The organism is Aminobacter sp. NyZ550 (genome assembly GCF_025628925.2).
Taxonomy (GTDB): Bacteria; Pseudomonadota; Alphaproteobacteria; order Rhizobiales; family Rhizobiaceae; genus Aminobacter; species Aminobacter ciceronei.
Genome location: NZ_CP114190.1, coordinates 2580161 through 2598952, shown reverse-complemented (window position 1 = coordinate 2598952; position 18792 = coordinate 2580161). Strand labels below are relative to the sequence as shown.

17 protein-coding genes are annotated in these 18792 nt (G+C 64.5%); 5 read left to right on the top strand and 12 right to left on the bottom strand.

The annotated features are described in order from the left end of the window. Positions 1–104: 104 nt before the first annotated feature. The 6 genes from N7E70_RS12770 to N7E70_RS12745 all read right to left on the bottom strand — a co-directional run bounded on the left by N7E70_RS12770 (position 105) and on the right by N7E70_RS12745 (position 7118). The gene (locus N7E70_RS12770) at positions 105–551 is read right to left on the bottom strand and encodes a universal stress protein (RefSeq protein ID WP_263006580.1); all 447 of its coding nucleotides are present in this window, start codon (positions 549–551) and stop codon (positions 105–107) included. Between the two features lie 159 nt (positions 552–710). Then, on the bottom strand, positions 711–2936 hold the full coding sequence (locus tag N7E70_RS12765; RefSeq protein WP_263006579.1) for a right-handed parallel beta-helix repeat-containing protein: 2226 nt from the start codon (positions 2934–2936) through the stop codon (positions 711–713). Positions 2937–3160: 224 nt separating this feature from the next. Continuing rightward, entirely contained in the window at positions 3161–4333 is a 1173-nt protein-coding gene (locus N7E70_RS12760; RefSeq protein ID WP_263006578.1) for a Gfo/Idh/MocA family protein, read from the bottom strand. Positions 4334–4412: 79 nt separating this feature from the next. Then, on the bottom strand, positions 4413–5471 hold the full coding sequence (locus tag N7E70_RS12755) for a sugar phosphate isomerase/epimerase family protein (RefSeq protein WP_263006577.1): 1059 nt from the start codon (positions 5469–5471) through the stop codon (positions 4413–4415). Between the two features lie 94 nt (positions 5472–5565). After that, the gene (locus N7E70_RS12750) at positions 5566–5820 is read right to left on the bottom strand and encodes a DUF2087 domain-containing protein (protein ID WP_263006576.1); all 255 of its coding nucleotides are present in this window, start codon (positions 5818–5820) and stop codon (positions 5566–5568) included. Continuing rightward, entirely contained in the window at positions 5817–7118 is a 1302-nt protein-coding gene (locus tag N7E70_RS12745) for an amidase (protein ID WP_263006575.1), read from the bottom strand. Before N7E70_RS12745 ends, N7E70_RS12750 begins: the two co-directional genes overlap by 4 nt. Before the next feature lie 135 nt (positions 7119–7253). Here N7E70_RS12745 and N7E70_RS12740 point away from each other — a divergent pair, with 135 nt between their 5' ends. Both N7E70_RS12740 and N7E70_RS12735 read left to right on the top strand, forming a co-directional pair. Continuing rightward, complete coding sequence (locus N7E70_RS12740; protein WP_263006574.1) at positions 7254–8354, top strand: NADH:flavin oxidoreductase/NADH oxidase; 1101 nt, start codon at positions 7254–7256, stop codon at positions 8352–8354. A 119-nt stretch (positions 8355–8473) separates the two neighbouring features. Continuing rightward, positions 8474–9532 carry a succinylglutamate desuccinylase/aspartoacylase domain-containing protein gene (locus tag N7E70_RS12735; protein WP_263006573.1) on the top strand — a complete coding sequence of 353 codons (1059 nt, stop codon included), beginning with the start codon at positions 8474–8476 and terminating at the stop codon, positions 9530–9532. 73 nt (positions 9533–9605) lie between these two features. Here the strand turns inward: N7E70_RS12735 and N7E70_RS12730 are convergent, their stop codons facing one another. Both N7E70_RS12730 and N7E70_RS12725 read right to left on the bottom strand, forming a co-directional pair. Further along, the gene (locus N7E70_RS12730; RefSeq protein ID WP_246670835.1) at positions 9606–10022 is read right to left on the bottom strand and encodes a DUF1801 domain-containing protein; all 417 of its coding nucleotides are present in this window, start codon (positions 10020–10022) and stop codon (positions 9606–9608) included. Between the two features lie 96 nt (positions 10023–10118). Continuing rightward, positions 10119–11438, bottom strand: coding sequence for an NAD(P)H-dependent oxidoreductase (locus N7E70_RS12725; protein WP_263006572.1), 1320 nt, complete (start codon positions 11436–11438; stop codon positions 10119–10121). 304 nt (positions 11439–11742) lie between these two features. Here N7E70_RS12725 and N7E70_RS12720 point away from each other — a divergent pair, with 304 nt between their 5' ends. From N7E70_RS12720 to N7E70_RS12710, 3 genes are all read left to right on the top strand, one after another. Further along, complete coding sequence (locus tag N7E70_RS12720; protein WP_067960172.1) at positions 11743–12822, top strand: WD40/YVTN/BNR-like repeat-containing protein; 1080 nt, start codon at positions 11743–11745, stop codon at positions 12820–12822. A gap of 9 nt (positions 12823–12831) precedes the next feature. Further along, entirely contained in the window at positions 12832–13140 is a 309-nt protein-coding gene (locus N7E70_RS12715) for a MoaD/ThiS family protein (RefSeq protein WP_067960169.1), read from the top strand. Positions 13141–13219: 79 nt separating this feature from the next. Further along, positions 13220–13876: an SH3 domain-containing protein gene (locus N7E70_RS12710; protein WP_067960166.1), complete on the top strand. Its 657-nt coding sequence runs from the start codon at positions 13220–13222 to the stop codon at positions 13874–13876. A gap of 51 nt (positions 13877–13927) precedes the next feature. Here N7E70_RS12710 and nadE read toward each other — a convergent pair whose 3' ends face one another. The 4 genes from nadE to asnB are packed head-to-tail and all read right to left on the bottom strand — an operon-like array spanning position 13928 to position 18732. Next, a complete protein-coding gene (nadE, locus tag N7E70_RS12705; protein WP_263006571.1) occupies positions 13928–14929 on the bottom strand; it encodes an NAD(+) synthase in 1002 nt (333 codons plus the stop codon). Next, positions 14926–16461 (bottom strand): class I adenylate-forming enzyme family protein, encoded by a 1536-nt coding sequence (locus N7E70_RS12700; RefSeq protein ID WP_067960160.1) that lies wholly within the window; start codon positions 16459–16461, stop codon positions 14926–14928. The genes nadE and N7E70_RS12700 overlap by 4 nt, the downstream gene beginning before the upstream one ends. Positions 16462–16478: 17 nt before the next feature. Next, entirely contained in the window at positions 16479–16766 is a 288-nt protein-coding gene (locus tag N7E70_RS12695; RefSeq protein WP_067960158.1) for an acyl carrier protein, read from the bottom strand. A gap of 22 nt (positions 16767–16788) precedes the next feature. Continuing rightward, positions 16789–18732 (bottom strand): asparagine synthase (glutamine-hydrolyzing), encoded by a 1944-nt coding sequence (asnB, locus tag N7E70_RS12690; protein WP_263006570.1) that lies wholly within the window; start codon positions 18730–18732, stop codon positions 16789–16791. Between the last annotated feature and the right edge of the window lie 60 nt (positions 18733–18792).

Here is an 18792-nt window from a genome sequence, read left to right as displayed (position 1 = left end):
TGTATTGTGTACGATTTGGAAGATTAATGTTGGGAGATATGTATACAATTATCCGGAGGTCTGGATTGGACTTGGCCTGACTGGCAGGGCGCATTGGAAGCCGCCTAGCGAACGACAAGGACCGGCGTATGGGCGTATTGGACAACTTTGGCCGTCTGGCTGCCCAGCAGCAAGCGGCCGACCCCACGACGGCCATGAGAGGCCATCACGATCAGGTCGCATCCAAGCTTCTGAGCCTTCTCCACGATGGCTTCCGCAGCAGAATCGGCCGTAACCTGAACAAGGTCAGGGGCGATGCCGATTTCGTCGGCGACTTGTTTGGCCAACCCCAGGATTGTCTCGGCAAACTCCTTCTGGCTGGCATCGTAGCGGCGAATGTCGTTGTCCCCTGCAACCCAGCCCGTCACCGTCGTGCCCTGCAGCGGGAATGGCTTTGTCACTATGACAATAGTGGCCTTGCTTCCGACGCTCTTGGCCAGCTTGAGGCCGTGTTCGACACCCTTTTGTGAGATGATTGATCCATCGGTCGCAACAAGAATGTGACTGTACATGCTATTCCCCTTTCTCGATGACATCGAGGCAAGGTGTAGCACTCGCCGCCGTTGCGGTTTTGACATAGGTCAAATAGCGGTGCAGGTCGCATGACCAAAGTCTGCTCCGGGCCGCGCTCTTTCGGAGGCGAGCGCGTGTAGCCTTCGACGAAGGCCTCCTTACGGCGTGTTTCCAGTGACGATGGTGTCGCCTGCCGTTGTCAGAACACCGCTGTTGCCTCGCCCGACGAGGCGATTGTCGCGTACGGCCACGCCGGAGGACCAGACATAAACGCCATGCGGACCAGCTGACGTCACGGTGTTGTTTTCCACCACCCCGTTGTGGCTGTTGAGGCCTATGGATACGCCATACGAATAGTCCGGGCTCGTGGTCGTCAGGGTATTGCCGCTGACTGTGTTGGAGGTCGACCCCACCAGGGCGACGGCCGTTGCGTTCTGGCCATTGGTCGTCACTGTGTTGCCGGAAACGGTGCTGTTTGCGCTATAGCGCAGAACGATGCCGGCAGCACCGCGCCCGCGCGTCGTGACAGCATTGCCGCTGACCGTCAGCTTGTCGCTTTCTTCGGTCATGATGCCGAATGCCGCCGTCAGGATCGAAATATAGGCATCGTTCGTTGTGTTTGTGGCTATGGTGTTGCCGGAAATGGTGGCACCATCGCTTTCGAGCAGGCGAATGCCGCGACTCTGGTAGTTGTTGGTTGTTACCCTGTTTCCGGAAATCGCGATGCCGGCACTACCGGTCACGTGGATGCCGTTGGCCTGCTCACCATTGGTGGTAATGACGTTGCTGGCAATGTTCAGGCCGCCGCTGTTGTTGATCGATAGCCCATGGGCCGGGCGCGCCAAAGTATGGGTGTCTGGGTAGCCGTTGCCGTTGCCATTGGTGGTGATGGTGTTGCCCTCGATATGCCCCACGACATTATTGGCGACGATGCCAATGCTGCTGGCGCCATTCTGGACGATGGTGGCGCCGCTGATACCGACCCCGGTGCTGTCGGCCAGACGGACGGCCGCCCCCTGGGCCGCGGTGATGCTGCCGCCTTGCAAGGTGAAGTTCGCGGTATTGTCCACCTTCAGCCCGTTGGCGGCCGAAACGACGGTGACGTCGCGCAGGCTGGCGCCGCTGGCACCAGAGATGGCCCAGGAATTGGCGTTCGACGAGGTGTTTTCCACCGAGATCCCCCGCATCGTGCTGTCCGTTGCCATCCTGACCAAGGCGTCGTTAACCGCACCGGAAATGCGGCCCGAACTGCCTGGCGCGGCATAGTCGACGGCAACGCCGCTGGTCGCGCCCGTGAGCTTCAGGACCGTGCCGCCGCCGACAAGCAACTGCTTGTCATTGAGGGAGATGGCGCTCGTCGCCACAAGGTTGCCGTTCAACAGCACGATGCCGTCGGCGCCGACGCTGTCGAGCGCGGCCTGCAGGGCCGCCTGGTCCTGCATTGTCCCGTCGATCCGCATGACCGAGGTGACAGTCTTGCCGTTCCAAGCGTTGACCGCGTCTTCGGCGGAGGTGAGCGTGTCGTTACTCGACCGCGCCCCATTGTGGGTGTTCGTCACGATATCGACATCGCGCACCACGGTGTCAGTCATGCGCCGTTCCATATAGGACAATGGCTGGCGCTCGGCGGATGAGGCGGCCTGCAGGGGAATGCGCAGCCGCGCCTGAGAAATCCATTGTTCGCCGCGGGCATCGTCATGCTGGAAGATCAGTCCTGCGGTCACCTTGACGCCAGGCAGATCGGCGAAGTCGGCAGCAGTGAATTCGAGACGCGCGCGCGGCCCTGAAATAGCCTCGACGTCGGAACCGCCGAAATAATAGCCGCCGACGAAGGCGCGCATGTCGAAGCCCGAATCCGGCTCGAACACCGGCAGCCGGATGCCGATCTCAGCGTCCGCGCCCGCCAGCGCCTTCTCGACCCGATAGCTGATGGTCGTCGTCTGCACCGCCTGGTGCCGGATTGCCAGCGAGGTGCCGGTCAGCACCGCCTCGGTGCTCCATGGGCCAACTGTTGTCGTCGCGCCGAGGTCCATGCGCCGCTCGGTCTCGCCAACCGGCAGATAGGCGTTGGCGCGCAGGTCGAAGACCTCGCTCAGCGCTTCGGCGCCGAGCGTCACCTGATGGAAATTGTTGCCATAGGGCGAGCGGCGGATGTCGTAATAGCCATAGGCTCCCAGATTCCAGCCGGACGGCAGCATGTGCCTGATGCCGAGGCCGAAATTGCCCTCGACGGAATCGTTGTTGTCGAACTTGCCGCGCAGATCGGTGAAGACAAGCGTGTCGCTGTTCTGGAGTAGCGGGACGAACAGGTTCACCTCGCCAAGCGAGCGTCCACTGCTGAACTGCCCGCCGGTTTCGACCCACGGCCCCCATCGCTTGGCCAAGGCATCGTCCGCGTAGACTGGTGAAGCGGCACAGATCGCCAACAGAGACGCTGAAAGAGCCCATCTCGAATGCATGAATAGATGTCCAGCAGATGCAAAGATCTGCTGGTGGCCACGGGGCACCGGTCACGGCTAGCCGGTCAGGGCGATGATACCAAAGTTGGTTCGTGAGCATCGCCGACCGGTTGGACTGACGATGTCGACGAACAGGGACTGACCAACGCCTAGAGCTTCGTCCACGCTGCGTTCTTCTTCGAAGAGCGCACGCATGCCTCGACGAAGGCAACGCCTTCGACGCCGTCCTGCACCGTCGGGTAGATGACGTCCTTGCCCGGCTTGCCGCCCTTCCTGCGTGCAGCGCGGATGGCGCGGGCGGCTTCCTGGTAGATGTTGGCGAAACCTTCGAGATAACCTTCGGGATGGCCTGAGGGCACGCGGGTGACGCGCGCTGCGGCCGGGCCGGCGCCGACGCCGCCGCGGGTGATCAGCTGCTTAGGCTGACCGAAGGGCGTGTACCAGAGATAGTTCGGATCGGCCTGCACCCATTCGATGCCGCCCTTCGAGCCGTACACGCGCAGTTTGAGCCCGTTCTCATGCCCCGGCGCCACCTGGCTTGCCCAGATCATGCCCTTGGCTCCGCCCTTGAAGCGCAGCATGACGTTGACGTTGTCGTCGAGCAGCCGGCCCGGCACGAAGGCGTCGAGATCGGCCGACAGGCTGTCGAGCTCCAGGCCGGTGACGAAGCGGGCGAGATTGTAGGCATGGGTGCCGATGTCGCCGGTGGCGCCGCCGACGCCCGACTGTTTTGGATCGGCGCGCCAGGAAGCCTGCTTCTGGCCAGTCGCGGCGAGATCTTCAGTCAGCCAGTCCTGCGGGTATTCGGCCTGGACGACCCTGATGTCGCCGAGCTGACCCTTGGCAACCATCTCTCGCGCCTGCCGGATCATCGGATAGCCGGTGTAGTTGTGGGTGAGCACGAAGACCTTGCCGGTCTTTTCGACCAGCGCCGCAAGTTTCTTCGCCTCGGCCAGCGTCGCCGTCAGCGGCTTGTCGCAGATGACGTGGATGCCGGCTTCGAGGAAGGCTTTGGCGGCGGGATAGTGTACGTTGTTGGGCGTGACGATGGCCACCGCCTCGATGCCGTCGGGCCGTTTCGCCTCGGCCTTGGCCATCTCGGCATAGGAGGTGTAGCTGCGCTCGGGATCGAGGCCGACCTCGGCGGCGGAGACCTTGGCTCGCTCCGGGTTGGACGACAGCGCACCCGCAACCAACTGGAAGTCGCCATCCATGCGGGCGGCGATGCGGTGGACTGCACCGATGAAAGCGCCCTGCCCGCCGCCGACCATGCCGTAGCGGATCGGGCCAGCGCCGTCTCCGGATTTCGATGCACCGACCATGTGTGTCCTCCCTTGATATGTTGGCGCCGCCCCTCATCCCCCTGCCGGGACCTTCTCCCCGTGAAGGGGGAGAAGGAGGCTACGCGATCCCCATCATCTTCCGCAGCATCGCCCGGTCGCTCGACCCGCCGGCAAAATCGTCGAACGCCTTGTCGGTGACGCGGATGATGTGGCTTTCGATGAAGGGCGCGCCTTCGGCGGCACCGTCTTCCGGATGCTTGAGGCAGCATTCCCATTCGAGCACCGCCCAGCTGTCGTAGCCATATTGCGCCAGCCTGGAAAAGATGCCGGTGAAATCGACCTGGCCGTCGCCCAGGGAACGGAAGCGCCCGGCGCGGCCGAGCCAGCCCTGATAGCCTGAATAGACACCCTGGCGGCCGTCGGGATTGAACTCGGCGTCCTTGACGTGAAACGCCTTGATGCGCTCGTGATAGATGTCGATGAAGGCCAGGTAGTCGAGCTGCTGCAAAAGAAAATGCGACGGGTCATAGTTGATGTTGCAGCGCTTGTGGCCGCCGACGGCGTCGAGGAACATCTCGAAGGTCGCGCCGTCAAAGGCGTCCTCGCCCGGATGCAGCTCGAAGCAGAGATCGACGCCGGCCTCGTCATAGGCGTCGAGAATCGGCGTCCAGCGCTTGCCGAGCTCGGCAAAGGCCTCTTCGATCAGGCCTGCAGGGCGCTGCGGCCAGGGATAGAGATAGGGAAAGGCCAGCGCGCCGGTGAAGGAGACGCAGGCCGTGAGCCCGAGATTTTGCGACGCCCTGGCGGCGAGTTTCATCTGCTCGACCGCCCATTGCTGGCGCGCCTTGGCATTGCCGTGCACTTCGGCAGGCGCAAAGGCGTCGAACTGCACGTTATATGCCGGGTGGACGGCGACCAGCTGGCCCTGCAGATGGGTCGACAGCTCGGTGATCTCGACACCCGCATCGGCGCAGGTGCCCTTGATCTCGTCGCAATAGGTCTTCGACGTCGCAGCCTTCTGAAGATCGAACAGGCGCGCGTCGGGCGTCGGGATCTGCACCCCCTTGTAGCCGAGACCACCTGCCCACGATGTAATCGATTTCAATGAATTGAACGGCGCAGCGTCGCCGGCGAACTGGGCGAGGAAGATCGCGGGACCCTTCATTGTCGATGGCATGGCAAACTCCTCGTCCGATTCCGGCCTGCAACGTTGTAGCGGCCAGATGACCATTATTCAGGCCAGCTCCGCAAGAGGCCAGCAAACCTCCGACTTAACGGGCATCGGCACGGCGATAGATGGCGGTGACAGGGTTGCGCGAAAAGCGCCCGCTCTCGAACAATTCGCGCCTCAAAAGGGCCCAGTCGCCGAAGCTGTGGTAGCGCTTGAGGACGTCGTTGACCTCGCGCTCGCTGTAGTCGCGTCCGGTCTCGAATTTTGCGACGAGGAAATCGAGCACCACCAGCCGGTCGGCGGCCTTGGCCGGCCAGCGCGTGACGACGCCGTCGTCGGTGATCAAACCGGTCATGGCCTATCCCTAAGCAGTGCCTCGACGGCAAGGCCAGCGGAAAGCAGTCGGCGGTCGTGGCCATGGCGCGCCATCAGCATCAGGCCGGACGGCAGCGCCGTACCGGCCATCGGCAGCGACAGGGCGCAGAGGTCGAACTGGTTGGCGACCTGGGTATTGCGCAACAACAGCCCCTCGATGCGGTTGGCGTGTGCAAGGTCGGCCAGCATGTCTGACATCGGCTGTGCCGGCACGGGCGTCGTCGGCAGCACGACGAGATCATGCGCCGACAGCCGCGCGTCCATGGCGGCGGCAAGCTCGACGCGGCGGTTCATCGTCCTGATGTAGCTGACCGCCGGAACCTGCATGGCGCGGCCAAGCGCGCCGCTGACATTGGGGTCGATGGGCACAGACGCACCATTGGCCAGCCAGTCGGCGTGGATCGAGGCCCCCTCGATCGCAGCGATGGTGCCGGTCCGTGTCGCGGCGCGGAAATCGGCCAACAGGTCGTCGATCTGGCAGTCGCCGATCACCGCACCAGCAGCCGAAAGCAGGTGCAGCGCGCGCTCGAAGCTGGCCGCCAGGCCAGGCGCCATGTCGTCAAGCAGCCGGCCACGCGGCATGGCGATGCGCAGGCCGGCGAGCGACAGAGCTGGCAGCGAAAAATGCTCCTTGCCCGACATGACCGCGTCGGTGGCGATGCATTGCGCCACTGACCTTGCCAAAGGACCAATGGAATCGAGCGACGGCGACAGTGGAAACGCGCCGTCGAGCGGAATGCGCCGTGCCGTCGGCTTGAAGCCGACGACACCGTTGAGGGCGGCGGGCACCCTGACCGAGCCGCCGGTGTCCGAGCCGATCGAAATGTCGGAGCTGCCTTCGGCGACCGAGACTGCGGCGCCCGAGGACGAGCCGCCCGGGATCAGCCTGGAATCGGCGGCGTTGCCCGGCGTGCCGTAATGCGGGTTGATGCCGAGCGCGGTGAAGGCGAACTCGGTCATATGGGTCTTGCCGATGATGACAGCACCGGCGCGGCGCAAGCGCTTGACCACCAGCGCGTCGTCCCGTGCCGATTCGGCATCGCGCCGCAGCACCGAGCCGGCCAGCGTCGGCTCACCAGTGACGTCGAACAGGTCCTTGATCGAGACGATTGTGCCATCCAGTGGCCCGAGCATCAGCCCTGCCCGGCGGCGCGCATCAGCGGCATCGGCGGCGGCGCGCGACACATCGGCATAGAGCTTCATGAAGACGCGTTCTTCACCAGCGCGCGCAGCAAGCCGCGAAAGGATCGCCTCCAGCCGGTCCCTGGTCGTGGTCATCCACCCCTCCGATTCGCCATTGCCGCCGTTGGGCCGCGGCAGGGTCGCGACTGTTAGCACGGTCTGGCCCCATGCAACACGGTTGCCCGCCCCGTCAAACATCTTACAGTCGCCTTACCAAGCCCAGGAGGCGTCATGACCGCCCATCTGTTTTCGCCGATCAAGCTCGGCACGCTCGATTTCCCCAACCGCATCGCGGTTGCGCCGATGTGCCAGTATTCCGCCGACGACGGCTCCGCGACCGACTGGCACCTGCAGCACTGGATGAACCTCGCCATGTCCGGCGCAGGCATGGTCACCGTCGAGATGACTGATGTCGAACGGCGCGGCCGCATCAGCCATGGCTGCATGGGGCTCTATTCCGATGCCAACGAAGCGGCTGCGAAACGCGCCCTCGACGCAGCGCGGCGGGTGGCGACGCCAGGTGCGAAGTTCGGCGTGCAGCTTGCGCACGCCGGCCGCAAGGCCTCCAACCACCGCCCCTGGGACGGCTCGGGCCCGCTCAAGCCGGAAGAGGATGCATGGCCTGTGGTGTCATGCTCGGCGCTTGCCTATGCCGATGGCTGGCAGGTGCCGCATGCGCTTGATGAAGACGAGATCGAGCAGACCATCGACCATTTCGTCCAGGCAGCGCAGCGGGCCGAACGCGCCGGCTTCGACTTCATCGAGCTGCATTCGGCGCATGGCTATCTGCTGCACCAGTTCCTGTCGCCGCTGTCCAACCACCGCAGCGACCGCTGGGGCGGTTCGCTCGAAAACCGCATGCGCTTTGCCATGACGATCGCCCGCCGCGTCAAGGAAGCGGTGCCAAGCCTGATGCTCGGCGCCCGCATGTCTTTGACCGACTGGGTCGATGGCGGCTTCACCCTCGAGGAGGCGATCGAAGTCGCCAAGGCCTATCGTGAGGCGGGCGTCGCTTACCTATGCTGTTCGAGCGGCGGTAATTCCCCACACCAGAGCCTGCGTACCGGCCCCGGCTACCAGGTCCACCTCGCCGAGGCGGTGAAGAAGGCGACGGGCATCCCGGTCCGCGCCGTCGGCATGATCGACCAGCCTGAGCAGGCCGATGCCATAATCCGCGAGGGCCAGGCCGACATGGTGGCGCTTGGCCGCGCATTGCTCGCCGATCCGCGCTGGCCGTGGCGTGCCGCAGCCAGGCTCGGCCACGAGTTCCATCCTGCCCCGCAGTTGGCCCGCTCGGCGGCGCTGATGAAGCAATGGGGCTCGGCGGCCTGAGGAGTGGCGACACGTCTGGAGCTGCGGCTGCGGCGCGCTGGACCATGACACACCACCACGGCTCTGGTGAATCACCAGCCGAGCGGTTAGGCAGCAGTCGAAGCATCGAGGGACATGGCATGGAAAAATCGGCCGAGACGATCAGGGGCGACAGCGAGGGCATCGCCTACGAATTTGCGCTCTACCGCATTTCGGGCACCTCGTCCGAAGCGCCCTCGGCCTACATCCAGGCGGCCCTGCATGGCGACGAACTCCCCGGCGTCGTCGCCATCGACGCGCTGATGCCAAAACTGCGCAAGGCGGAAAACGAAGGCCGCGTGCGTGGCAACGTCACAATCGTGCCGCGCGCCAACCCGATCGGCGCCAATCAGTTGCTGTTCGGGGCGTCGCAAGGCCGCTTCGACCTCGGCACACGCGTCAACTACAATCGCGATTTCCCGTTGCTCGACAGGCCCGACACCGCGCTGTTGCCGGGTGACGAGGTACCGATGTCGTCGGACAGGCGGCTGAAGGCGCGCCTGCTCAAGCTGTCGCTTGGCCACGACATCGTGCTCGACCTGCATTGCGACGACGAGGGTGTCGCCTATCTCTACGTGCCCGACGAGCTGTGGCCGGCGATGGCCGACTGTGCCGCCAACATGGGCGTGGAGGCCGTCATCCTGTGGAGCGGCCAGTCGGGCTCATCCTTCGATGAAGCCTCGCTGCATCCCTATCTCAAGATGCCGCGCAAGGAAGCACGGCTCGAAAGCCGCGTCGTCACGACAGTCGAGTATCGCGGCGTCTCCGATGTCTATGCCACCGTTGCCGAAGCCGACGCACAGGGCCTTTATCGCCTGCTTGTGGCGCGTGGCGTGATCGAGGACACGTGGATCGAAACTCAGAAGACGTTCGCCGGCGTGGTAGCGCCGATCGACCATATCGAGATGGTGCCCGCCCCTTGCGCGGGCGCCATCCTCTACCACGTCAATCCGGGCGACACCGTCAAGGCGGGAGCCCATATCGCGACGATCGTGCGCGCGGCCGGCGAGGACGGCGGCAGGGTCGAGGTGCTGGCACCGCAGGACGGATTCATCCTCACCCGCCGCTCGCACCGCGCCACGCGCGCCGGCGACGACCTCGTCAAACTGGTCGGCGTGGCCCCCAGCAGCGATGCGCGAACAGGCGCGCTGGAGGCGTAACCTAAGCTGGCGAGCCGAAATGCAAGCAGGCAGCGGACCAAGGAGCCCTGCCCGCCGAAGCGGGCCTTACGCCTCAGCCGCTCTTTGCCTTCTTCGGCGCGCGGGCAGCCTTGACCGACATGTTCAGCGCCACCGCCGCCTGAACCAGCGCCTTCAGCGCCGTTTCATCGAGCGTGTCGCCCTCATGGATGTCGATGGCGCGGCGGGTGTTGCCATCGAGGCTGGAGTTGAACAGGCCGGACGGGTCCTCGAGCGACGCGCCCTTGGCAAAGGTCAGCTTGACCACGCTCTTGTAGGTCTCGCCGGTGCAGATGATGCCGGCGTGCTCCCAGACGGGAACGCCCCGCCACTTCCACTCCTCGACCACTTCGGGGGCGGCCTGTTTGATCAAAGCGCGGACGTGGGCAAGCGTCTCGCCGCGCCAGTCGCCCAGGTCCTTGATCCGTGCATCGATCAGTTGCGAGGGCGTCGCGCCCGAGTTGCTGTCCATGGTCATCTCCTCATTTCCATGATCGTCGTCCACGATCTGGGCGTCCGCCAACGCCCAGATCGCAAGCTTCGCTCGCCTGCCGGCCAGCTCGTTGCCTTATGCCCCGTAAACCAGCCTGTCCTGCCTTGCGCGCAGCTCGGCGATCTTCGAACCTGGCGCAACGGCGGCGTTGGCCGTGGTGATCAGTTCGCCCTTTTTGATCGGGGCCGTCACCGTGCCGCCCTGCAGCAGGCCGCAGGGGATCGCTTTTGCCGCACGGGCCTCGCCCGCCGTCATGATCCAGGCGCGGTAGGTGTATTCGCCGATGGCATCGAGCGCGTCGCCGGGCGCAAGATCCTTCTTGGCCACCGCACAGACATCGGCCACCGGCTTGGCCAGCGGCACCATGTCGGCCTTGCCGTAAAGCACCACACGGGCGCAGGTCAGCGGCACCTCGAGCGAGGTCAGGTGATAGGGCCGGTGGAAGGTGAAATACGGGCCATGGCCCATCTTCAAATCTTCCATGCGCTCGCGGATGCGCGGATGCGACATGTCGGCGATGACGAACACGCCGGGGGCAACCCCCTTGCCGATCGAATAGTCGACGACGCCGACCTTGGAGAGAACACCGCCGTCCTTCTCCGGGACCAGAACCTTGTTGAGCTCCGGCAAGGTCGCGGCCGGGCCGTGCATGCCGGCCTTGTCCGGCACCAGACCGGTGGCATTGGCGATCGCCGCCATCTCGACCATGGTCTTGGAGCCGTCGACGAACTCGACAAGCATACGCACGTTCATGTTGCGGCGCTGAGCTTCCTCGGCATAGTCGTGCGGCACCGCATCGATGTTGAGCGGGTTGTTCTTGCCCTTGCCGGCGGCAACGATGGTGTGGCCCATCGCCGAGACGAACTCGATCAGTTCCATGCAGGACGACGGCTCGTCGCCGGCGCCAAGCGAATAGGTGACGCCAAGCCGGTCGGCCTCTGACTTGAGATAGGCACCGATGGTGACGTCGGCCTCGACATTCATCATCACCAGATGCTTGCCATGCTCCATGGCGCGCAGGCCGATCTCGGCGCCGACGGCAGGAACGCCCGTCGCATCGATGACGACGTCGATCAGGCCGCTGTTGAGGATCAGATCAGCATCGTTGGTGACCGCGACCTTGCCGGCCTCGATGGCTTCGTTCAGCGCCGAACCGGAGGCAACTTCGCGGGCGTGACCCTTCTCCTGATAGGCGATGTCGACGGCGCGATGCGCGTTGGGCAGGTTGAGCTCTGAGATCGCGCCGACCTCGATGCCGGGCATGTGCGCCACCCGCGCCACGATGTCGGTGCCCATCTCGCCCGAGCCGATCAGGCCAATGCGGATCGGCTTGCCGGACTTGCCACGCTCGGCAAGATCCCGCGCCAAGCCGACAGGGGCTACGTTGATGGTCATCCGATGGTTCCTCCCGAGCACGCTGATATGTCCAACCTAAAGCGCGACGGGTATTGAATTATGGCGCCCTGTCAACTCGAATGTCGCCGGCACAGTCTGGGCTGCCGTTTGTCAGGAGCATGGCAGCTCAATCTGGCCCGCCTGCCGCTTTGCCGCTATGGTCGGCTGTCTTTGTCAGCATCTGGATCATCCCCGGGAGGAGCCGGGATCCCGAGCCGGCATTGCCGGGAAAAGCCAGTGTTTGAAATGCGATAGCAGCCGATCCGGAATCGATCCCTGAAGATCGGCATTGCGGGAGGAGAACATGGCAGAGAAAGTGCTTGTCCTGCTCGGCACCAAGAAAGGTGCCTTCATCGCCGAAAGCAATGCGGCACGGCAGAGCTGGAAACTGCGCGGACCGTTCTGCGAGACCTGGCCGATGAACCATGTCGTCGCCGACCAGTCGACCGGCACCATCTGGGGCGCCGGCGGCAATGAGTGGTTTGGGCCGGCGGTTTGGAAGTCGACCGATCTCGGCGAGACCTGGACGCATTCGTCGGAGGGGCTCGCATATGCCGAGGGCGAAGAGCCGATCAAGGCGGTGTGGAGCCTCGCCAAGGGTAATGGCAGCCTTTATGCCGGCGTGCAGCCGGCCGGCCTGTTCCGCAGCGACGATTCCGGCCAGAGCTGGCAGCACATAGACGGCTTGCAGCAACACCCGTCCCGGCCACATTGGAACCCCGGCGGCGCCGGCCTCATCCTGCATTCGCTGGTACTCGATCCCGACGACCAGGACCGCATCTGGATCGGCATTTCGGCGGCCGGCGTGTTCTACACTGGCGATGGCGGCGCAACCTGGGAGCCGCGCAATCTCGGCACCCGCGCCGATTTCATGCCCGAGGGCGAAAACTACCCAGAATTCGGCCAGTGCGTGCACAATCTGGTGATGGCGCCGGGCATGCCCGACCGGCTCTACCAGCAGAACCATTGCGGCATGTACCGGTCAGACGATGGCGGCAAGCGCTGGGTGAGCATCGAAAAAGGCCTGCCCTCGACCTTCGGCTTTCCGGCCGCGGCGCACCCGCGCGATCCCGAAACGCTCTATCTCGTGCCGCTCAACGGCGACAGCGCAGGCCGCTACGTGCCCGACGCCAAGGCCGCCGTCTGGCGGACGCGCAACGGCGGCCGAGAGTGGCAGGCGATGCGCAACGGCCTGCCGCAGGAAAACGCCTATATCGGCGTGTTGCGCCAGGCGATGGCAACCGACAGGCTCGACCCCGCCGGCGTCTATTTCGGCACCAGTTCGGGCGCGCTGTTTGCCAGTGCCGACGAAGGCGAGAGTTGGGTCAACGTCACCCAGCACCTGCCGGCAATCCTGTCGGTCGAAACGCTGGTCGTAGACTGAGCGGCGGCCGTGGACAACAGCCCTGCCCCGGAAAGCCGAAAAGCAGCGCTCGCCACCGTCGTGGTGCGCCTGCCCGGGGTGCTGGTCGATCTGTTTCCGGGTGCTTCGAGGCGCGTCGAAGTTCCGGCTGAAACCGTCCGCGACATGGTCGACGAGCTCGACAGCCGCTGGCCCGGTATGCGCGACCGCATCTGCGACAGCCGCCCGGCGATCCGCAAGCATATGAACGTCTTTGTCGAAGGCGAACGCGCCACGCTGACAACCAGGCTCAAGCCCGGTGTCGAAGTCTTCGTATTGACGGCGATCAGCGGCGGTTAGGGCTTCCGTCGAAATTGGATTACTCTGTGCCGGCACATCGGCTAACATCCCCAAGCTATTGATCCAGCGGGGATACCAGATGCGGAAACTCGGTCTTCTCTTTGCAGTGATGCTGACCTTTGCGCCTGCCGTGCCGCAGGTCGTGGCAGCCCAGGAGCGCATGGAAACGCTGCGCATGCGCCCTGGTGCTACGCAGACGACGGTGCGCGGCATTGTCTTCGGCCCGATCAGCGCCTCCTACCGGCTCGAGGCGCGAGCCGGCCAGCGCATGAGCCTCGACCTCAATTCGCGCAACACCTTCCTCTATTTCAACGTGCTCGACCCGCGCGGCCGCGCCATCGCGCGTGAGCAGACGCGGTGGGACGGACGCCTGCCCGCCTCCGGCCTCTACACCATCCAGATCTATTTGGTGCGTGCCGAAGCGCGGCGCAATCGGCCCGCCCCCTTCTCGCTCAGCGTCTCGATCTTCGGCCGCGGTGGCGAGCCCGGCCCGGGCCCGAACCCGGGTCCTGGCCCCGGGCCCGATCCGCGCTCCTGGCGTGTCGTCGGCGTGACGCCCAACGACGTGCTCAACATGCGCTCGACGCCTTCGCCGCGCGGTTTCTTGATCGCCGAAATCCCGTTTGATGCCAGCGGCCTGCGCAATCTCGGCTGCCAGGATCGCCAGAGCTGGTGCAAGGTGCGCTATCGCGGCCAGGAAGGCTGGGTTAACGGCCGCTTCCTGCGCCCGGAATAAGATCAGTCGCGGAAAGGGCCACCGGCGAAACGGTGGCCTCCATCAGGCGCCTCAGATCTCCGGCACGGGATCGACGAGAAGCGGGCCGCTGTGCAGGTAACGCGTCGTCTTGCGCTTGGAGGCGATGTCGGTCCAGACGCGGCCAACCTGCTCGGCGGTCAGCCCGGCAGCAAGGCCGACTTCTTCCGCCGCAATGCCGTTGTTGAGCCCGTAGAGGCACAGGTCCATGCGATCATATGGCAAGGAGAAATAGAACTCCTCCTGCGTCTGCTGCAGCGAATAGGTGTCGGTGGTCGGCGGCCGCCGGCGGATTTCCTCCGGCACGCCGAGATGGGCGGCCAACTGGTAGACCTGCGACTTGTAGAGATGGGCGATCGGCTTGACGTCAGCGGCACCGTCGCCGTTCTTGACGAAGAAGCCTTGGTCGTATTCCAGCCGGTTCGGTGTGCCGATGACGGCGTAGTTGAGTCGGTCGGCGTGGAAATATTCGACCTGCTTGCGCGTCCGCTGCTTCATGTTGGTCGAGGCGACGATGCCGAGATAGACATGCGGCGGCATGCGCAGCTTGGTCTGCTTGCCCTCGGGATCCTGCACCACCAGCGACGAAATGTTGTAGCCTTCGTTGGTCAGCGCATTGGCGATGACGATCTTGCACGCCCAGCCGGCGCCGTATTCGGGCACCAGTTCACGGATGAAGGCGTCGCGGCGCTCGTAGCAGCCCATCGCCTTGAGCGTCGGGCCAATGTTCTCGACGACCGCGGATATCCCGAAGGTTTCGGCGACGAGGCGTCCGAGACGCAGGCTTTCGGGATCGGAATCGTCCTCCGGCATGAACAGAGCAAAGACGTTCTTGGCGCCGACGGCGCGCACCGCGAGGGCAGCACTGACGCTCGAATCGACGCCGCCCGACAGGCCGAGCACAAGCCCGCGCCGGTGGAGCGTGCCGGTCAGTTGGCTGCGCAAGGCGGCTGATATTCTCGTCGCTTCGGCTTCGGGATCGATGGTCAGCGTCGCCGCGCCGAAACTGCCGGTTTGCGCCAATGGCATGTTCATTGCGTCGGCTCCATGGATTCGGCGGCGAGACGCCGGCTGACCTTGCCGGTGTCGGTCCGGGGCAATTCGGATCGGAACTCGATGATCTTGGGCACCATGAAATCCTCGAGATTGGCTTGGCAGTGGCGCAGGATTTCACGCTGGGTCAGGTTGGGATCGGAGAGCACGATCAGCGCGCCGATGGCGTGACCGAGGATAGGGTCGGGTATGCCGATCACCACCGCCTCGGCGACACCGGGACAGGCGTGAAGAACGGCCTCGACCTCCTTGGGCGCCACCTTTTCACCACGCGTCTTGATGATGTCGTCCTTGCGCCCGACGAAATAGAGGAAACCTTCGGCGTCGCGGCGGAACAGGTCGCCGGTGTAGAGCAGCTTTTCCCACGGGTTGAAGCCCGGGCGCAGCATGCGGTTGGTCGCTTCCGAATTCTCCCAGTAGCCCTGCATGACATGCGGCCCGCGGATGACCAACTCGCCCGGTGTATCAGGCGGCACCGGCTGGCCGAGATCGTCGACGACGAAGGCTTCGGTGTTGGGAATGGCGATGCCGACCGATCCGGGGCGCCGGTCGAGCTCCGCCGGCGGCAGGTAGGTGCAACGCTTGCACTCGGTCAGGCCATACATGGAATAGAGCCGGGCGCCGGGGAACAGCTCGCGCAGCCGTGCGATATGGGCCGGCGGCAGGGCGGCGGCGGTGTTGGTGACGTAGCGCAGGCTGGGCAGGAAGCCCGGTTTGATGTCGCGCATCTGCAGGATCAGCGCCGCCATTGTCGGCACCAGCGGGAAGCCGGTGACGTTCTCGGCGCGGATGACGTCGAAGATCGCCTGCGGGAAGGAGAACGACTTCTCCAGCACCAGCGTCGCGCCCATCTTGATCGACATGATCAGCTGGTAGAGCCCGTAATCGAAGGCCAGCGGCAGGACGTTGAGGATGATGTCGTCTGGTGTGTTCTCGAGATAGGTGGTGATCGAACCGGCCGCCGCCTCGATGTTGCGGTGGGTCATCATCACGCCTTTGGGCCGGCCGGTTGAGCCCGAGGTGTAGATCAGCATGGCAAGGTCGACGTCGATGCCGCCATGAAGGGGCATTGCGGCACTGCCTTGCAGGCATTCTTCGAATGAGACCGCACCTTCCGGTGCCTTGCCGCCGGCAGCCGTTGACACGACGATCAGTTCGCCGCCGTCATTCGCCTCGGTGACGACCGGCAGCAGCCGGGCCTGGGTCAGCACGGCGCGCGCGCGGCAGTTGCCGATGATGAAATCGAGCTTGTCGGCTTTGGTCGACGGGTTGATCGGACTGAAGACGGCACCGGCCTTGGCAATGGCGAACACCGACACCGCGGCTTCCCAGCAATTGTCCATGAAGACCAACACGCGATCGCCACGGCCGACGCCAAGATCGCCGAGCCTTGCTGCCAGCCGGTCCGACATGCTGTCGAGTTCGGCGTAGGTCAGGCGCATGTCGCGGGCAATCAGCGCGGTCTTGTCGCCCCGCAACCGCGCACTGTCGCGTAAGAACTGCTCCAGTCGCATTGCCCCTCCCAAGCGCCTCAGGCGGCGCCAGCTGCCTGTTTTACGGGTTGCGCTGCTGCCTGCTTCGCCTCGATGAAAGCCGCGATCCGCACCAGCGAGTCGAGATTGGCCGGAACGATGTCGGAATCCGCCATTTCGAGCCCGAACTGGTCCTCGATATAGGTCACCAGTTCCAGCACGCCGGTGGAGTCGATCACGCCGCTTTCGATCAGCGAAACGTCATCGGCGAGCGCGTAGGACGTGTCCCCGAACAGGAAGTTGTCGATGATGAAGGCTTTGACCGTGTCCTTTATCTGCTGCGTCATGCTCTCTCCTTTTGTTTCATCGTCAGGCGGCCTCGGTGACATCGGATCTGGATCCGGCGAACGACCGGTGCCACAGCTGCGTCGACAGGATGCCGACGAAGGCAGCGTTGTCCCGGAAGCCCGTCACCGCCTGCTGCCGGCACTTTTCGGTCAGCTTCCTTACCGTCGAAACGTCGAAGAATCCTGAATCGGCGATCGCCTCGGAACTCACCGCCTCTCGCAGCCACGGTTGTTCGCCGGTGCCGACGAAAGATTGCGAATCCGGAGCGCGGTAGGGCTGCTTCATGCGTTGGCCGATCGACGGCGGCAACAGGTCCTTGGTCGCCTCGCGCAAGATGTGCTTTTCGACCAGCCCCTTGAGCTTCATGCCGGGTGGCAGCCGGCTGGCGAACTCGACAAGGCGATGGTCTAGGAACGGGAAGCGGCCCTCGATGCCATGCGCCATCGACATGCGGTCACCCTGGCTCGACAGGATGTAGCCCGGCAACAGGTAGCGGCTTTCGAGATATTGCGCCTGGTGCAGCGGATGCCAGCGGGCGAAACGCTCCGGCAGTTGCGAGGCGAGCTCGGCTACCGCGTCATAGGATGCGAGTTTGGCGCGCAGGTCGCCGGAGAAGAACAGCTTGGCAGCAGCCGTGTTGCGCATGCGCGGAAGATGCGAATAGAGCGGATCGTCGAGGCTGTCCTTGCCGGCGCCGAAGAAGGCGGCGAGATAGGACGCCGACTGCTTCTGCAACCCCGGCAGATAGGGGTAGAGCTTGCGGAACAGTTGCGGCCGGCTGGCCGAACCGGGCTGGCGGTCGCAGAAGCGCCGCACCAGCGTCTCCTTGAAGATGTCGTAGCCGGCGAAGACCTCGTCGGCGCCCTCGCCCGTCAGCACCACCTTGATGCCCTTGGCGCGCACCAGCCCGGAGAGCTGATAGAGCGGCGCCGGTGCCGTGCGGATGACCGGCCGCTCCGTGGCATTGATCACCTCCGGGAAGATCGAGGCGATGTCGCCGGGCCCGACATTGACCGCGCTGTGGTGCGATCCGATGGCCAGCGCCATCTCTTCCTGGAACTCGCTTTCGTCATGCTCGGCACTGTCGAAGGTCACCGAGAAGGTGCGCAAGCCCCCGGTCGCCATCGGTGCTGCCAACGCCGAGACGATGGAGGAATCGAGACCGCCCGAGAGGTAGGAGCCGACGGTGACGTCGGCGCGCATGCGGATGCGGGTCGCGTCGGTCAGAAGCTCCCGGAGTTCCTCCGCCGCCTGCCTCTCGTCGCGCGGCGCCCGGGATGCTTCGGCATCGGGGAAATCAAGCTGCCAATAGGGACGCGTCACCAGCCCGCCCTTGTCGGCGATCATGATGTGCCCGGGTTCGAGCTCGTAGACATTCTTGAAGGCGGTGCGCGGCGCGATCGGCGCCCACAAGGTGAAGATCTGGTCGAGCGCGATTTCGTCGAGTTCGGCGGTGAAATCGGGCACCCTGGCAAAGGCCTTGACCTCTGAAGCGAAATACAAAGTGCCGCCGACTTCGGTGTAGAACAGCGGTCGCACCCCCATCCGGTCCCGGGCGAAGAACATGCGCTGCCGCGGCGCGTCCCAGATGACGAAGGCGAAGTCGCCATTCATCAGGTCGACGCAGTCGGGGCCCATCTCCTCATAGAGATGCAGGATCACTTCGGTGTCACTGCCTGTGCGAAATCGGCGGCCGCGCGCCTTCAGCTCGTCGCGCAGTTCGACATAGTTGAAGATCTCGCCGTTGAAGGCGATGTGGAGGTCGCCCGAAGCGCTGGCCATCGGCTGCTGGCCGTCGCCAAGGCCGACGACCGACAGGCGGGCATGGCCAAGGCCGGCCGAAGGACAGACGAACACGCCCTGCTCGTCGGGACCCCGATGGGCGATGCTGCCGGTCATGCGCCGCAGCAGCCCGTCAGCCGTTGCTGGCTCGACATTCCCGAGATACCCGACAAATCCACACATACGCCGGACTCTGTTTCGCTAGTGCGACAAGCGCACGTGTTTAGCGCAAGTTAACCAATG

What these genes read in the sequence shown, in the direction of transcription:
- N7E70_RS12770 (WP_263006580.1), bottom strand. Translation starts at nt 551, where the DNA reads ATGTACAGTCACATTCTTGTTGCGACCGATGGATCAATCATCTCACAA.
- N7E70_RS12760 (WP_263006578.1), bottom strand. Translation starts at nt 4,333, where the DNA reads ATGGTCGGTGCATCGAAATCCGGAGACGGCGCTGGCCCGATCCGCTAC.
- N7E70_RS12755 (WP_263006577.1), bottom strand. Translation starts at nt 5,471, where the DNA reads ATGCCATCGACAATGAAGGGTCCCGCGATCTTCCTCGCCCAGTTCGCC.
- N7E70_RS12750 (WP_263006576.1), bottom strand. Translation starts at nt 5,820, where the DNA reads ATGACCGGTTTGATCACCGACGACGGCGTCGTCACGCGCTGGCCGGCC.
- N7E70_RS12745 (WP_263006575.1), bottom strand. Translation starts at nt 7,118, where the DNA reads ATGACCACGACCAGGGACCGGCTGGAGGCGATCCTTTCGCGGCTTGCT.
- N7E70_RS12740 (WP_263006574.1), top strand. Translation starts at nt 7,254, where the DNA reads ATGACCGCCCATCTGTTTTCGCCGATCAAGCTCGGCACGCTCGATTTC.
- N7E70_RS12735 (WP_263006573.1), top strand. Translation starts at nt 8,474, where the DNA reads ATGGAAAAATCGGCCGAGACGATCAGGGGCGACAGCGAGGGCATCGCC.
- N7E70_RS12730 (WP_246670835.1), bottom strand. Translation starts at nt 10,022, where the DNA reads ATGGACAGCAACTCGGGCGCGACGCCCTCGCAACTGATCGATGCACGG.
- N7E70_RS12725 (WP_263006572.1), bottom strand. Translation starts at nt 11,438, where the DNA reads ATGACCATCAACGTAGCCCCTGTCGGCTTGGCGCGGGATCTTGCCGAG.
- N7E70_RS12720 (WP_067960172.1), top strand. Translation starts at nt 11,743, where the DNA reads ATGGCAGAGAAAGTGCTTGTCCTGCTCGGCACCAAGAAAGGTGCCTTC.
- N7E70_RS12710 (WP_067960166.1), top strand. Translation starts at nt 13,220, where the DNA reads ATGCGGAAACTCGGTCTTCTCTTTGCAGTGATGCTGACCTTTGCGCCT.
- nadE (WP_263006571.1), bottom strand. Translation starts at nt 14,929, where the DNA reads ATGAACATGCCATTGGCGCAAACCGGCAGTTTCGGCGCGGCGACGCTG.
- N7E70_RS12700 (WP_067960160.1), bottom strand. Translation starts at nt 16,461, where the DNA reads ATGCGACTGGAGCAGTTCTTACGCGACAGTGCGCGGTTGCGGGGCGAC.
- N7E70_RS12695 (WP_067960158.1), bottom strand. Translation starts at nt 16,766, where the DNA reads ATGACGCAGCAGATAAAGGACACGGTCAAAGCCTTCATCATCGACAAC.
- asnB (WP_263006570.1), bottom strand. Translation starts at nt 18,732, where the DNA reads ATGTGTGGATTTGTCGGGTATCTCGGGAATGTCGAGCCAGCAACGGCT.